The sequence below is a fragment of the Nitratireductor basaltis genome (assembly GCF_000733725.1).
GTDB lineage: Bacteria > Pseudomonadota > Alphaproteobacteria > Rhizobiales > Rhizobiaceae > Chelativorans > Chelativorans basaltis.
Map to the genome: position 1 here is coordinate 1,306,270 of NZ_JMQM01000001.1, position 14,289 is coordinate 1,320,558.

Annotated in this window: 13 protein-coding genes; 7 read left to right on the forward strand and 6 right to left on the reverse strand. The window is 60.4% G+C overall.

Annotated elements, in window-relative coordinates:
* The first annotated feature begins 6 nt into the window (after positions 1-6).
* The 3 genes from gcvH (at position 7) to parE (ending at position 5,535) form a co-directional block, all read left to right on the forward strand.
* Positions 7-375, forward strand: coding sequence for a glycine cleavage system protein GcvH (gcvH, locus tag EL18_RS06215; protein WP_036480880.1), 369 nt, complete (start codon positions 7-9; stop codon positions 373-375).
* A 14-nt stretch (positions 376-389) separates the two neighbouring features.
* Positions 390-3,182 carry an aminomethyl-transferring glycine dehydrogenase gene (gene gcvP / locus EL18_RS06220; protein WP_036480882.1) on the forward strand — a complete coding sequence of 931 codons (2,793 nt, stop codon included), beginning with the start codon at positions 390-392 and terminating at the stop codon, positions 3,180-3,182.
* Positions 3,183-3,453: 271 nt separating this feature from the next.
* Entirely contained in the window at positions 3,454-5,535 is a 2,082-nt protein-coding gene (parE, locus tag EL18_RS06225) for a DNA topoisomerase IV subunit B (RefSeq protein WP_036480884.1), read from the forward strand.
* Between the two features lie 49 nt (positions 5,536-5,584).
* On the opposite strand, the gene EL18_RS06230 is transcribed toward parE, so the two are convergent.
* Positions 5,585-6,718 carry a DUF2336 domain-containing protein gene (locus EL18_RS06230; RefSeq protein ID WP_036480886.1) on the reverse strand — a complete coding sequence of 378 codons (1,134 nt, stop codon included), beginning with the start codon at positions 6,716-6,718 and terminating at the stop codon, positions 5,585-5,587.
* Positions 6,719-6,853: 135 nt separating this feature from the next.
* Between EL18_RS06230 and EL18_RS06235 the strand changes: the two genes are divergently transcribed.
* On the forward strand, positions 6,854-7,306 hold the full coding sequence (locus EL18_RS06235) for a MaoC family dehydratase (protein WP_036480888.1): 453 nt from the start codon (positions 6,854-6,856) through the stop codon (positions 7,304-7,306).
* Between the two features lie 14 nt (positions 7,307-7,320).
* Positions 7,321-8,199: an HpcH/HpaI aldolase/citrate lyase family protein gene (locus EL18_RS06240; protein WP_036480890.1), complete on the forward strand. Its 879-nt coding sequence runs from the start codon at positions 7,321-7,323 to the stop codon at positions 8,197-8,199.
* A gap of 6 nt (positions 8,200-8,205) precedes the next feature.
* On the opposite strand, the gene EL18_RS06245 is transcribed toward EL18_RS06240, so the two are convergent.
* Complete coding sequence (locus tag EL18_RS06245; protein WP_036480892.1) at positions 8,206-8,823, reverse strand: flavin reductase family protein; 618 nt, start codon at positions 8,821-8,823, stop codon at positions 8,206-8,208.
* Positions 8,823-9,428, reverse strand: a complete 606-nt coding sequence (locus EL18_RS06250; RefSeq protein WP_036480893.1) for a nitroreductase family protein — start codon at positions 9,426-9,428, stop codon at positions 8,823-8,825. The genes EL18_RS06245 and EL18_RS06250 overlap by 1 nt, the downstream gene beginning before the upstream one ends.
* 48 nt (positions 9,429-9,476) lie before the next feature.
* On the opposite strand from EL18_RS06250, the gene EL18_RS06255 reads away from it, so the two are divergent.
* Complete coding sequence (locus tag EL18_RS06255) at positions 9,477-10,469, forward strand: collagen binding domain-containing protein (protein ID WP_244444525.1); 993 nt, start codon at positions 9,477-9,479, stop codon at positions 10,467-10,469.
* 54 nt (positions 10,470-10,523) lie between these two features.
* Here the strand turns inward: EL18_RS06255 and thrS are convergent, their stop codons facing one another.
* The 3 genes from thrS to EL18_RS06265 all read right to left on the reverse strand — a co-directional run bounded on the left by thrS (position 10,524) and on the right by EL18_RS06265 (position 13,398).
* Positions 10,524-12,497, reverse strand: coding sequence for a threonine--tRNA ligase (gene thrS / locus EL18_RS06260; protein WP_036480895.1), 1,974 nt, complete (start codon positions 12,495-12,497; stop codon positions 10,524-10,526).
* Between the two features lie 185 nt (positions 12,498-12,682).
* The gene (gene yidD, locus EL18_RS17490) at positions 12,683-12,946 is read right to left on the reverse strand and encodes a membrane protein insertion efficiency factor YidD (protein WP_081871104.1); all 264 of its coding nucleotides are present in this window, start codon (positions 12,944-12,946) and stop codon (positions 12,683-12,685) included.
* A 5-nt stretch (positions 12,947-12,951) separates the two neighbouring features.
* Entirely contained in the window at positions 12,952-13,398 is a 447-nt protein-coding gene (locus EL18_RS06265) for an iron-sulfur cluster assembly scaffold protein (protein WP_036480896.1), read from the reverse strand.
* Positions 13,399-13,635: 237 nt separating this feature from the next.
* Between EL18_RS06265 and folE the strand changes: the two genes are divergently transcribed.
* The gene (gene folE / locus EL18_RS06270) at positions 13,636-14,283 is read left to right on the forward strand and encodes a GTP cyclohydrolase I FolE (protein WP_036480897.1); all 648 of its coding nucleotides are present in this window, start codon (positions 13,636-13,638) and stop codon (positions 14,281-14,283) included.
* Positions 14,284-14,289: the final 6 nt, after the last annotated feature.

Below are 14,289 nucleotides of genomic sequence, written 5' to 3' on the forward strand. Positions count from 1 at the left end.
GGACTGATGAGCAAGACCTATTTCACTGAAGATCACGAATGGCTCAAGGTCGAGGGTGAGACCGCAACAATCGGCATTACCGATTATGCCCAGGAGCAGCTTGGCGATCTGGTGTTCGTCGAGCTTCCCGAGACGGGCAAGGCGCTTTCCAAGGGTGACACTTGCGTCGTTGTCGAGTCCGTGAAGGCAGCTTCGGATGTCTATGCACCGGCTGATGGCGAAGTGACCGAAGTCAACAATGCCGTCGAGAGCGATCCCGCGCTCGTCAATTCGGCTCCCACCGGCGAAGGCTGGCTGTGGAAGATGAAATTGTCCGATACCTCGCAGCTTGAGGGTCTGATGGACGAAGAGGCCTACAAGGCCCATATTGCTTAAGGAATATGGCTGAGATGACCGCGAATTTTGCCGCCCGCCATATCGGCCCGCGCGCTGATGAAACCAAGGCCATGCTCGCAGCACTGGGCGTGCCTTCTCTTGAAACGCTGATCACGCAGGCCGTGCCGAAAAAGATCCGGCTCGACCGCGCGCTCGACCTGCCGCCCGCAGTGGGTGAAGCCGAAGCGCTTGCCGCGCTTGGCGCGATCATGAGCGAGAACCGCGTTCTCAAGAGCTTCATCGGTGCAGGCTATCACGGCGTGAAGGTACCGCCGGTCATCCAGCGCAACATGTTCGAAAACCCCGCCTGGTACACGGCCTATACGCCTTACCAGTCGGAGATCAGCCAGGGCCGTCTGGAGATGCTTTTCCATTTCCAGACGCTGGTCACGGAACTGACCGGCCTGCCGGTCGCTTCCGCGTCGCTTCTCGATGAAGGCACGGCCGTCGCCGAAGCTGTCGGCATCGCCTGGCGTCATCACCGCTCCAGCCGCAACCGCGTGGTTCTGGCGGGCCAGCTTCACCCGCAGACGCGCGACGTTGTCGAAACCCGTGCCGAGCCACTGGGCATGGAGATCATCGAAGGCGAAGCCGACGACAACACCTGCGCGCTGATCGTGCCATGGGCGGATACGCTCGGTGTCTACCACGACCATTCCGCGGCAATCGCCAAGGCACGCGAGGCCGGAGCAATCGTCATCTTCGTGGCCGATCCTCTGGGCCTTCTTTTGTCGAAGACACCGGCTGAACTGGGGGCCGATATTGCTGTCGGTTCCATGCAGCGCTTCGGCGTGCCGATGGGCTTCGGCGGGCCCCATGCCGCCTATTGCGCGGTTGCCGACAAGCTCACGCGCCTGATGCCTGGCCGCCTCGTCGGCCAGTCGAAGGATGCGCATGGCCGCCCGGGCTATCGCCTCGCCTTGCAAACACGCGAGCAGCATATCCGCCGCGACAAGGCCACCTCCAATATCTGCACCGCGCAGGCGCTGCTGGCAAACATGGCAGCCGCCTATGCTATCTGGCATGGCCCTGAAGGCCTTAAGTCCATCGCTGCGCGCGTCAACGCCTTCGCCTCGCGTCTTCTTGAAGGTGCGAAGCAGGCGGGCATCGAGATTGCCGGTGACGTGGTTTTCGACACGGTCACGCTGACCATCAAGGGCAAGGCGAAGGAGCTGGCGGAAAAGGCAGAGGCCGATGGCCGTCTCATCCGTGTGATCGACGCCGACCGCGTTGCGATCTGCTTCGACGAGGCTTCCACGGAAGAAGACCTCACCGCCCTCGCCTCGCTTCTTGGCGTCAAGGCACCTGCCGAGGCAAAAGCTGCAGCACCCGCCGCGCCGCGTGGCGACAGCTTCCTCACACAGCCAGACTTCCACGCGCACCGCTCCGAGACGGAGATGATGCGCTATCTGCGCAAGCTGGCGGACAAGGATCTGGCTCTCGACCGAGCCATGATCCCGCTCGGCTCCTGCACCATGAAGTTGAATGCTGCTGCCGAAATGGCGCCGGTGAGCTGGAACGAGGTGGCCAATCTCCACCCATTCGCGCCGGAGGCGCATACGCCGGGCTATCGTCGCATGATCGATGACCTCGACAAGTGGCTGTCGGAGATCACCGGATTCGACGCCTGCTCGCTCCAGCCCAATGCGGGCAGCCAGGGTGAATATGCCGGCCTTCTCGCAATCCGCCACTATCATCAGGCGCTGGGTCAGGGCGAGCGCGATGTCTGCCTGATCCCGACCTCCGCCCACGGCACCAATCCGGCTTCGGCCTCCATGGTTGGCATGCGGGTCGTTGCGGTGCGCTGCGACGATGACGGCAATATCGATTTCGACGACCTGAAGGCGAAGGCAGAGCAGCATGCCGAGCGTCTGGCAGCACTCATGATCACCTATCCTTCCACGCATGGCGTGTTCGAGGAAGGTGTCCGCGACATGTGCGCCGTGGTTCACGAGAATGGTGGCCAGGTCTATCTCGACGGCGCCAATCTCAATGCCATGGTTGGCCTCTCGCGCCCGGGCGATCTGGGTGCGGATGTCTGCCACATGAACCTGCACAAGACCTTCTGCATCCCACATGGCGGCGGTGGTCCGGGTGTGGGTCCGATCGGCGTGAAGGCGCATCTGAAGCCTTATGTGCCGGGTCATGTTGCGCTCGGCACGAGTGACGCGGTTTCGGCAGCGCCCTTCGGCAGCGCCTCGATCCTGCCCATCACCTGGATGTATATCCGCATGATGGGCGGCGACGGCCTGAAGCTTGCCACGGAGATGGCGATCCTCAACGCCAACTATATCGCACACCGCCTCAAGGAGCATTATCCGGTGCTCTACAAGGGCCGCAACGACCGCGTGGCGCATGAATGCATTCTCGACACGCGTGTCTGGAAGGATCGTGCAGGCGTGAGCGTGGAAGACATTGCCAAGCGTCTGATCGACTACGGTTTCCACGCGCCAACAATGTCCTGGCCCGTTGCCGGAACGCTGATGGTGGAGCCGACGGAGTCCGAGCCGAAGGCCGAGCTTGACCGCTTCTGTGACGCAATGATCTCCATCGCGAAAGAAGCCGCACGCATCGAAAGCGGTGACCTGCCGAAGGATGACAACCCGCTGGTCAATGCCCCACACTCTGCCGACATTCTGGTTGCCGACGAGTGGACGCATCCCTACAGCCGCAAGGAAGCCGCGTTCCCCAGCGGCTCCATGGAGGCTGCGTCCAAATATTGGCCGCCCGTCTCGCGCGTCGACAATGTCGCGGGCGACCGCAATCTCGTCTGCGCCTGCCCGCCCGTAGAGGCAATGGCCAGCTGACGCCACGTTTATCGGTGCCGCAGAACCACACTGCGGCACCGAAAGCCCTGTTTTCCACGGCTGCAGCAGCGCGCCGCATTGAATGGCGGGCTCTTATTCCCTATTCATCCGGGTCATGCTGCATAAGACGTTGTCTTGAAGAACCGCGCAAAAGCGGCTTGACGCCACTTATGCACAAGCACTGAACACAACCGGAACAGACTTCGCCTTGCCTTGGAAACCATGGCAAAGTGGGGAAGTGATTCGCGGGGATGAGAGCAGAATTAGCGCCATGGATGACAATAACGACCTGTTTGCCGGACTGAGCCAGACGACGCCCGAGCGCGTGCGCCAGCCCGAGCCTGCGCCTGCTTCCTCCGCTCCGGCACCAGCCGCGCCTTCGTCGCCAGCAAAAGCGAAGCCTGCACCGGCACAGCCGCGTGACGGTGGAGACTACAGCGCGGCCGATATCGAGGTTCTGGAAGGTCTCGAACCGGTTCGCCGCCGCCCGGGCATGTATATCGGCGGTACCGACGACAAGGCGCTGCACCACCTCTTTGCCGAAGTCATCGACAACTCGATGGACGAGGCCGTTGCCGGACATGCCACATTCATCGAGGTGGAACTGGGCGCTGACGGCTATCTCTCCGTCACCGATAATGGCCGCGGCATTCCCGTTGATCCGCATCCCAAATTCAAGGACAAGTCCGCGCTGGAAGTCATCATGACCACGCTGCATGCGGGCGGCAAGTTCGACTCCAAGGTCTATGAGACCTCCGGCGGCCTGCATGGTGTGGGTGTCTCCGTAGTCAACGCGCTGTCGGAACTTCTGGAAGTCGAGGTCGCGCGCAACCGCCAGCTTTTCCGCCAGACCTTCTCGCGGGGTCTGCCGCAGGGTGGGCTGGAGAAGCTTGGCGACGTTCACAACCGTCGCGGCACCAAAGTGCGCTTCAAGCCGGATGAGCAGATCTTCGGCAAGGGAGCGAAATTCGAACCTGCACGCCTCTACAAGATGGCGCGTTCGAAGGCCTATCTCTTCGGCGGTGTTGAAATTCGCTGGGTCTGCGATCCCGCACTTATCGGCGAGAAGGACGAGACGCCGGAAAAAGCCGTCTTCCACTTCCCCGGCGGGTTGAAGGACTTTCTGGAAGCTTCGGTGAAGGGCGAATATCAGGTCACCAAGGAGATCTTCGCCGGACGCAGCGAGAAGCGCGGCGGCCATGGTGCGGTTGAATGGGCCATCACCTGGTATGGCGGCGACGCCGCGCTCAATTCCTACTGTAACACCGTGCCGACACCGGAAGGCGGAACGCATGAAAGCGGCTTCCGCAACGCGCTTTTGCGCGGACTTCGTCAATATGCGGAACTGACCGGCAACAAGCGCGCCTCCATCATCACCTCAGACGACGTGATGATCTCGGCGGCCGGCATGCTTTCCGTTTTCGTGCGCGAGCCGGAATTTGTCGGCCAGACGAAGGACAAGCTCGCAACTGCGGCTGCCACGCGCATCGTCGAAAACGCGATCCGCGATCCTTTTGACCATTGGCTGGCAGAGAACCCGCAGGAAGCTTCAAAGCTTCTGGACTGGGTCATGGCCCGTGCCGACGAGCGTCTGAAGCGCCGTCAGGAGCGTGAGGTCAACCGCAAGACCGCCGTGCGCAAATTGCGCCTTCCCGGCAAACTTGCCGATTGTTCCTCCAACCAGGCGGCAGGCGCGGAGCTTTTCATCGTCGAGGGTGACTCGGCTGGCGGTTCTGCAAAACAGGCGCGCAACCGAAAAAATCAGGCCGTTCTGCCACTACGCGGCAAGATCCTCAATGTGGCAAGTGCCGCATCAGGCAAGCTTGCCGCCAACCAGCTGATCTCCGATCTCATCCAGGCGCTGGGCTGTGGTACGCGCAACAAGTATCGCGAAGACGACCTGCGCTACGAGCGCATCATCATCATGACCGATGCCGATGTCGACGGCGCTCACATTGCTTCACTGCTCATCACCTTCTTCTATCAGGAGATGCCGCAGCTCATAGAAGGCGGCCATCTCTATCTGGCCGTGCCTCCGCTCTATCGTATCAGCCAGGGCGGCAAGACCATGTATGCGCGCGACGACGCGCACAAGGAGGAGCTGCTGCGCACCGAATTCACCGGACGCGGCAAGATCGATATCGGCCGCTTCAAGGGTCTGGGTGAGATGCTGCCCAAGCAGCTGAAGGAAACCACCATGGACCCCGGGCTGCGCAATCTTCTGAAGGTTGAAGTTTCCGAGGGCCACGAAGCCACGCGCGAGGCGGTGGATTCACTCATGGGCACCAAGCCGGAAGCCCGTTTCCGCTTCATTCAGGAACGCGCGGAATTCGTTGAAGAGCTTGATATCTGAGGCTCAGTCAAATCGAGGGCGGCATTCCGCCCTCTCCTTCGATACTGCATCAAGCAGCGGCAAGTTCCAGCGCCTGCTGGCGTGCATTGCGGCGAAGCTGTTCCAGGTGGATCTGTCGCAAGAGGCGCGTCAGTTGCTCTGCTTCATCTGCCCCATGAGCGGCATCAACAGCCTGAAGCATTGACCACGATACTTCCTGCGGACCGGACATTCGGTTGCCACGCGCGACTTCTCGCCAGATATCCAATGCGGTGAGGATCGGCGCATGGGTGATCGTGCTGAGGCCGGCACGTTTAAATAGTGCGGCGAGTGCCGAGTGGCGACCACGCGCCAGCAGTGCTGTCACGCGTTCGATGTCCTGGCCTGTGATGGCCGCCAATGCGACGCGGAAGAAATCGATCTTTCCATGCGCCACGATGCGGACAAGGAAACCGCTTGTCACCTCGCCACGCAGCCGCAGATGTTCGACGAGAGCTTCATGTTCCTCGTCGGCAACGCTTTCGATCAGTGTCACCGAAGCGCGAGCACAGGCATCCTTGGCGATCAGTCCCGCACGCTCTTCTCCCATCAGGGCCTTTACAAGCGGCAGGGCGGATAGCGCCGTTCCGGTGGCCTGGACCAGAAGATGGCGGCAATCTGCAGGTAGATGAGCGTTGTGGGTAAGAGCCTCGCGCAGCGGCCCATTTGCGCCAAAGCGCTCTATCATTCGACGGAAGCTGAAAGGCGCGATTTCCGCACCTTCGTTGCGCGCCAGCACGGTACAGGCTTCAACCGACCCCACTTCCGCTATGGATGCGCTCAGCGAGCGGGAGACCCGGGGACGAGAGGCAATGAGCATCTGAACCTTGATGCAGCCCAGCGCCACGCGATCGATAAGTTCTGCATCGGACAGAAGAGGTGAACGCGCCAGCACGGGTGCTGCGACCTCAGCCTGATCGGCTGCGAGTGCCGCTATGATATGTGCAGGCGCACGTGCGCTCAGAGATAGCGTTTCCGACAGTGCAAGGCGCACTTTGGCGGAGCGGTCATCAAGCAGAAGTGTCAGCGCTGCTTCGGCAGCAAGACGGTCGTCGAAGCTCAGCTCACGCTGCACGAAGGCACGTGCGAGAGCTGCAGCGGCGTCTGCACGCTCCTGCATCTTCGCCGTATCGAGCCATTTAAGAAAGTGCTGGATAACTACCACGCGACATCAACTCCCGCCCATTGATATGCACGCTACCAGCCATTTCTATACGAATGGTTTACCATAAGAGCGTTGTTGCGCAGCAATCGGCAGATGCTTATCAATTGCCCATCTTGCGACTGGGAGGAGCGCGCAATGGCAGGTCTTTATCTCGACGAATTCAAACCGGGCATGGTGATCCGTCACACACTGCGCAAAAGCGTGACTGAGAGTGACAACATGTTGTTCTCAACCATGACGCTGAACCCGCAGCCGCTGCATATCGATTTCGATTTCGCCGAGAAGTCCGAGTGGGGAAAGCCGTTGGTCAACTCGCTTTTCACGCTCGGCCTCATGATCGGTATCTCCGTCCATGACACGACGCTTGGCACCACGATCGGCAATCTGGGCATGACCGAAACCGTTTTCCCGCACCCGGTCTTCCATGGCGATACGCTCCGGGTCGAGACCGAGATCAGAAGCGTGCGTGAATCGAAATCCAAACCGGACCGTGGCATCGTGGAGTTCGAGCATCGCGCCTATAATCAGGACAATGTCCTGGTTGCACGCTGTATACGACAGGCCATGATGCTGAAGAAGCCGGCCTGAACGGGAAAAAGACCATGCGTTCAATGCTCTTCGTTCCAGGTGATTCTGAGCGCAAGATGGAAAAGGCGCTCACCAGCGGGGCCGATGTTCTGATTCTGGACCTTGAGGATTCGGTTTCAGCGGCGAACAAGGAGCTTGCGCGCAAGATTACGAGCGGATTCCTGAGCGCCCATGAAGGGGGCGGAACCCCTGCCCTTCATGTTCGCGTCAATGCGCTCGATACAGGGCTCACACAAGGCGATCTCGATGCGGTGATGGGCGCGAAACCTGCGTGCATCATGCTTCCCAAGGCCGAAAGCGGTGAAGACGTCGCGCGGCTGGCCGCGATGTTGCGGGTGAGCGAGGCGAAAGCCGGCATCGAGGATGGCACCACGGCGATCCTGCCGATCATCACCGAGACGCCGCAGGCAGTTCTCAACGCCGCCACCTACCGCCATGCAAGCGACAGGCTCACCGGCCTCACCTGGGGCGCGGAGGACCTTTCAGCCGCCATTGGCGCGCGCGCGACACGTGACGCGCAAGGTCGATACACGCCGGTCTTCCAGCATGCCCGTACAGTGACGATTCTTGCCGCCAGCGCCGTAGGCGTGGCCGCAGTTGACACCGTCTATCCGAATTTCCGCGATGAAGAGGGTTTCCGCCGCGACTGTATCGAAAGCGAGCGGGACGGATTTACCGCGCGCATGGCGATCCATCCCGCACAGGTGCCTGTCATCAACGAGGTCTTCACCCCATCGGCAGATGCCATCGAAAAAGCGCAGCGCCTTCTCGATGCCGTGTCGCAACAGGGCGATGCGGGCGTCATAGCGCTTGATGGCGAGATGGTGGACCGGCCGCATATCCTGAGAGCCGAACGGGTTCTGGATCGCGCCAGGGCGGCTGGCGCGCTCTAGCTGCCTTCAGTCCTCCCTGCGCTCGCTCCAACGCGGACGCCGCATGGAGAAGGTTTCGGTCACGGCCGTGTAGTCCATATAGCCAAGGCGTGCGAGCGTCTGTGCCTTTGTGATGTCGAACAAGCCATCGACGATCATCACGTCGTCCATGTGAATGCCGACCACCTCGCCCATGACAACACTCACGCCGGCAGGTGCGCCATCCAGCCCTTTGGGCTGCAGCACATCCACCACCTTGCACTCCAGCGCGGCTGGAGCCTCGGCAACGCGCGGAGCAGAGATGTGACGGCATACGGCCTCTGTGAGCCCGGCCACCTCGAACTCGTTCACACCTTCGGGCGCATCTATGGCCGAGAGGTTCATCTGTTCGGCGAGCTTCCGGCTGACGATATTGACAACGAACTCCCCGGTTTCAGCAGCAATCGAACAGCTGTCTTTCACCCCTTCGGACGAGAAGAGAACCAGATGCGGGTTTGTCGAGATGGCATTGAAGAAGGAATAAGGCGCGAGATTGGCCGTACCATCCTTTCGCCGCGAGGAAATCCAGCCGATGGGCCGCGGCGCGACCAGCGCCTTGAAAGGGTCATGCGGCAGGCCATGGCCTACGTTTGGTTCGTAAAACATCAGGCTTCCACCCAGGGGCCGGAATATTCGCGCACCAGTTCATTGTGATCGGGACGCACACGGTCGGGCACATCGCCGTGGTGACGGCCAAGATGAATGAAGCCCACGACCTTTTCATGTGGCGCCACGCCCAGCAGTTCCTTGCCCTCTGGGATATCGGAGTACCAGTTGGTGATCATGTTGGTGCCGAAGCCAAGCGCATTGGCAGCAAGCATCAGATTGTAGGCAGCCATGCCCGCTGCAAGAAACTGCTCCCATTCGGGGATCTTCACGTGATCCTCGACGGCGCAAACAACACCGATGACGAGTGGTGCGCGCGAGAAGCGCGTCAGCTCCTGCTCGCGCCTTGCGGGCGACATTTCCCCTTCCCGCTCCTCGGCCAGGACCGCGAGCATTTCGCCCACCTTGTGGCGCATGTCGCTGCGGTAAAGGATGAAGCGCCACGGGTTGAGCTTGCCATGATCGGGCACACGGCTTGCAGCCTTCAACATGATGTCGAGTTCTTCCGGCGTCGGTTCAGGCCCGGTCAGCTCCGGAATGGGTGCAGAGCGACGGCTCATGAGAAAATCGAGAACAGCCTTGTTCAACGCTTGTACTCCAGTCATGTGATCAGTGGGAACGCCGTGGTTTAGCGGCAAAGAGAAGCCTTGAAAATGCCACCTGTTTACGCTTCAACGCAAGGCATGAGCTTCTTCCGCACTTGCCTACGCTTCATTTGCCTGATTGCTGCCCTTTCAGCAGGGATCGCTTCATCGAACGCTCAGGAATCGGAAACGCCAGAGCTTGATCTGGAAGTACCCGGCATCACCGAATTTGCAGCACCCGAGAATCCGGCCTCGCTCGCAATTGGTGCCAGCGGCTCGGTCATGCTCTCCGCACAACTTACAGAAGATGGCGAAGAAATTCCCAAAGGTCTTGTCTGGCGCGTCTTTTCACCCGTTCCCGGTCCGGATGGCACCCTGCCTCTGGTCGCGACGGCGGAAGGCGGCACGGAGATATTCGATCTGCCGCCTGGAAGCTATCTCGTGCACGCCGCCTATGGGCGGGCGGGCGCGACCAAGCGCATCACGGTTGGCTCCGAAGACAAGCGCGAGGTTTTCGTTCTGGATGCGGGCGGCTTGAAGCTTGATGCAATGCTGGCTGATGGCGGGCGAATTCCGGCCAATCGACTGCGTTTCTCGATCTATGAGAAGGATCCCGACGCCACCGGCGAACGCGCCCTGATTGTTCCCGACATCAAACCAGGCTCCGTTGTGCGCCTCAATGCCGGCACCTATCACGTCGAATCGACCTATGGTTCGGTCAATGCTGTGATCCGGTCGGATATCAGGGTTGGCGCGGGCGAATTGACGGAGGCGACGGTCGAACACCGTGCGGCTCAGCTCACGATGAAGCTCGTGCGTGAATCCGGTGGTGAGGCCATTGCCGACACGGCCTGGTCGATCCTTACCGAGTCTGGCGAGATTGTCCGGGAGATGGTCGGCGCCTATGCCAGCATGGTGCTTGCGGAAGGCGAATACACGGTCGTCGCCAAGAATCGTGATCGCATATACCAGAAGGACTTCACCGTCGTGCCGGGCCGCAACCGTGATGTGGAGCTTCTGCCTGAAAACCTGGCCGAGACGCCAGACGGCTTCATCGACTAGGTTCGCCACCCATCAAGAAAAAGGCCGGGGCGAGATGCACCGGCCTTCTTTCATTCAGGATGCCTTGCGACGAATGAGGTCGGGAGGCGTTGCCTCATCGCTCAGTTTCGCCAGTGCCTCATCCAGCGTCATCGAAGCCTGGTCACGTGAGCCAAGGCGGCGGATATTGACCGTGCCTTCCTCAGCCTCACGCTTGCCGCAGACCAGGATCACGGGGACCTTGGCCATGCTGTGCTCGCGGACCTTGTAATTGATCTTCTCGTTTCGAAGATCGGTCTCGGCCAGCAAACCTGCGCGCCTCAGCTTGTCGGCCACTTCAATGGCATAGTCGTCAGCCTCGGAGGTGATCGTCGCGACCACCACCTGCAATGGTGCAAACCAGAGCGGGAAATGGCCGGCATAATTCTCGATCAGAATACCGAGGAAGCGTTCCATGGATCCGCAGATGGCGCGGTGGACCATGACGGGCTGTTTCTTCTCCGAATCCCTGTCGATATAGAAGGCACCGAAGCGTTCGGGCAGATTGAAGTCGATCTGCGTCGTGCCGCACTGCCACTGGCGACCGATGGCATCTTTCAGCACGTAGTCGAACTTCGGACCGTAGAACGCGCCGTCGCCGGGATTGATCGCCGTCTTGATGCGACCGCCCGAACGTTCGGCAATCTGCTCCAGAACGCCTGCCATGATCTCTTCGGCATGATCCCACAGCGCATCATCGCCAACGCGCTTTTCGGGCCGCGTGGAGAAATAGACCGTGATCTCCTCGAAGCCGAAATCGGCATAGGTGGACAGGATCAGATCGTTGATCTTCAGGCATTCCTCGGCCAGCTGATCCTCGGTGCAGAAGATATGCGCGTCGTCCTGGGTGAAGCCGCGAACGCGCATCAGACCATGCAAAGCGCCGGAAGGCTCGTAGCGATGGACGGCACCAAATTCTGCAAAGCGGATAGGCAGATCGCGGTAGGACTTCAAGCCATGCTTGAAGATCTGCACGTGACCCGGGCAGTTCATCGGCTTCAGCGCGAAAGTACGCTTGTCCTCCGCCTCTTCATCGGCACAGGTGACCGCGAACATGTTCTCCTTGTACCAGCCCCAGTGACCGGAGGTCTGCCAGAGCGAGTTGTCGAGAACCTGCGGAGCGTTGACCTCCTCATACTCGCCTTCCAGCCTGCGGCGCATATAGCCGACAAGGTTCTGGAACATGCGCCAGCCCTTGGAGTGCCAGAAGACGACGCCGGGGCCTTCTTCCTGAAAATGGAACAGGTCCATTTCTCGGCCAAGGCGACGGTGATCGCGCTTCTCGGCCTCTTCCAGCATGTGCATATACTGGTCAAGCTGCTCCTGCGTCTGCCAGGCGGTGCCGTAGATGCGGGTCAGCATCGGATTGTTGGAATCACCGCGCCAATAGGCACCGGCGACCTTCATCAGCTTGAAAGCCTTGCCGATCTGCCCGGTGGAGACCATGTGCGGGCCGCGGCAGAGATCGAACCAATCGCCCTGCGCATAGATTTTCACATCCTGATCTTCGGGAATGGCATCGATGAGCTCGACCTTGTAGGCCTCGCCCTTCTCCTCAAAAACCTTCTTCGCCTTGTCGCGTGCCCAGACTTCCTTGGTGAAAGGCTTGTTGCGCGCGATGATCTCCGCCATCTTCTTTTCGATCTTCGGGAAATCGTCGGGCGTGAAGGGCTCTTCGCGGGCGAAATCGTAGTAGAAGCCGTTCTCTATGACGGGTCCAATGGTCACCTGCGTATCCGGCCAAAGTTCCTGTACGGCTTCGGCCAGCACATGCGCACAGTCATGGCGGATCAGTTCGAGCGCACGCGGATCTTCGCGGGTGATGATCTCGACAGCGCCAGCCCGACCGATCGGGTCCGCAAGGTCGCGCACATCCCCATCGAGCGCATAGGCAACAGCTTTCTTGGAGAGCGATTTCGAGATGGAAGCGGCAAGCTCGCCACCGGACATTCCCGCATCGACTTCGCGGCTCGAACCATCGGGGAAGGTAATGGAAATGGCATCAGCCATGGGGTTTCTCCTATCCAGTCCCGCCAACGAGCGCGGGTGGTGATGAAGTGTATGGTGCGGGAGGCGGTTTAGCGGGTGTGGTGCGAGGGGTAAAGGGGGGATGAAGTGGGTAGTAGTTAGTGGGTAGTGGGTGGATCCGAAAGGTGACGCCAAGGATTCACTACCTACTACCTACTACGCACCCTTCACTCCGGCACCCGATCTATTCCGCTCGTGCCACCCGGACCGCATCGCGCGACGCGGCGGAGCGAGAGCCAACCTCCCCGCAGCAGTCCGTGGCGGGCGATGGCCTCATAGGCGTATTCGGAACATGTCGGCAGATGGCGGCAGGTGTTTCCGATGAAGCCTGAAAGGGTCAACTGGTAAAGGCGCACGAAGCTGACGCCGAGTACCCGCCCCGGCGTCTTGCGCCAAGGCCTCTGCCAATTGCGGGAATAGCGTCTTGTCATGACAGTCAGGCCGCCTGCCCGGCCCTCGCCTTCTCGATCTGCTCGATGCAGTCCACAACCGCGTCGAAGGTCAGAAGCGTGGAGGCATGGCGCGCCTTGTAGGCACGCACCGGCTCCAGATATTTCAGATCCGCAAAACGCCCGTCAGGCGGCGGGCCATTTTCCTTCAGCATGCGCTCCATGGTCTGGCGGAGTTCTTTCAACTCAGCGGTTGATGCGCCCACCACATTTTCGGCCATGATGGACGAGGAAGCCTGTCCAAGAGCACAGGCCCGGACTTCATGGGCAAAATCCGTCACCACACCGTCCTCCATCGTCAGATCGACGAGCACCGTCGAGCCGCAGAGCTTGGAATGCGCTTTCGCAGTGGCATCGGGGTTTTCCAGACGCCCGATACGCCCGATATTGCCAGCAAAGGCCAGAATTTTCGCGTTGTAGACGTCGTCGATCATTATTTTCCGGTCCCGGGCCCTGCTGGGGCAAGACGCATCCGCCCCTGCACCTTTAACAAAAGCGCCTGAGCCGTTATATAAGTACGGCTACCGGTTGAGGGCAAGGAGGCGAAGGCCATGCTCCACCGGGCCGCATGCCGCTTTCGGGACTGACGTTAAAGAGTTCGTCCGCGCCCGTGAAAGGATGTGACCGTTCAACTCGTTCCGGCTCCGATCGGGACTACGGGAGACGCCTTTATGGACGCAATTCTCAAGAACCAGAAGCACGCCGACACTTCAGCCAAGGCCGCAGCGGATTCCGCTTCCACCTCTCATGCAGCACGTCCGGATCGTGCGGAAGTTGAAGAGGCCGTTTTGACCCTGTTGCGCTGGGTCGGCGAGGATCCGAAGCGTGAAGGTCTCATCGAGACCCCCGCGCGCGTGGCGAAAGCCTATGCGGAAATGTTCTCCGGTTACGAGCAGGACGCCGCGGAGGAGCTTGGCCGCACCTTCGAGGAAGTCGCAGGCTATGATGACATCGTTCTCATGCGCGACCTCTCGTTCCATTCCCATTGCGAGCACCACATGGTGCCAATTATCGGCAAGGCCCATGTCGCCTATCTGCCCGACGGCAAGGTGGTCGGTCTTTCTAAGATCGCCCGCGTGGTCGACATCTATGCACGCCGCCTGCAGACGCAGGAGGCCATGACGGCGCAGATCGCCGGCGTCATCCAGGATGTGCTGCAGCCACGCGGCGTGGCCGTGATGGTTGAGGCAGAGCATATGTGCATGGCAATGCGCGGCATCCGAAAGCAGGGATCGACGACGATCACGACGCGCTTTACCGGCGAGTTCAGAAACAACAACGAGGAACAGCAGCGTTTCCTCTCGCTCATCCGGGGCTGATTTCCC

Coding starts and splice junctions, on each gene's coding strand:
- yidD (WP_081871104.1), bottom strand. CDS start 12,946: ATGACAAGACGCTATTCCCGCAATTGGCAGAGGCCTTGGCGCAAGACG.
- EL18_RS06245 (WP_036480892.1), bottom strand. CDS start 8,823: ATGTTTTACGAACCAAACGTAGGCCATGGCCTGCCGCATGACCCTTTC.
- gcvP (WP_036480882.1), top strand. CDS start 390: ATGACCGCGAATTTTGCCGCCCGCCATATCGGCCCGCGCGCTGATGAA.
- parE (WP_036480884.1), top strand. CDS start 3,454: ATGGATGACAATAACGACCTGTTTGCCGGACTGAGCCAGACGACGCCC.
- EL18_RS06255 (WP_244444525.1), top strand. CDS start 9,477: ATGCCACCTGTTTACGCTTCAACGCAAGGCATGAGCTTCTTCCGCACT.
- folE (WP_036480897.1), top strand. CDS start 13,636: ATGGACGCAATTCTCAAGAACCAGAAGCACGCCGACACTTCAGCCAAG.
- EL18_RS06250 (WP_036480893.1), bottom strand. CDS start 9,428: ATGACTGGAGTACAAGCGTTGAACAAGGCTGTTCTCGATTTTCTCATG.
- EL18_RS06265 (WP_036480896.1), bottom strand. CDS start 13,398: ATGATCGACGACGTCTACAACGCGAAAATTCTGGCCTTTGCTGGCAAT.
- EL18_RS06240 (WP_036480890.1), top strand. CDS start 7,321: ATGCGTTCAATGCTCTTCGTTCCAGGTGATTCTGAGCGCAAGATGGAA.
- EL18_RS06235 (WP_036480888.1), top strand. CDS start 6,854: ATGGCAGGTCTTTATCTCGACGAATTCAAACCGGGCATGGTGATCCGT.
- gcvH (WP_036480880.1), top strand. CDS start 7: ATGAGCAAGACCTATTTCACTGAAGATCACGAATGGCTCAAGGTCGAG.
- thrS (WP_036480895.1), bottom strand. CDS start 12,497: ATGGCTGATGCCATTTCCATTACCTTCCCCGATGGTTCGAGCCGCGAA.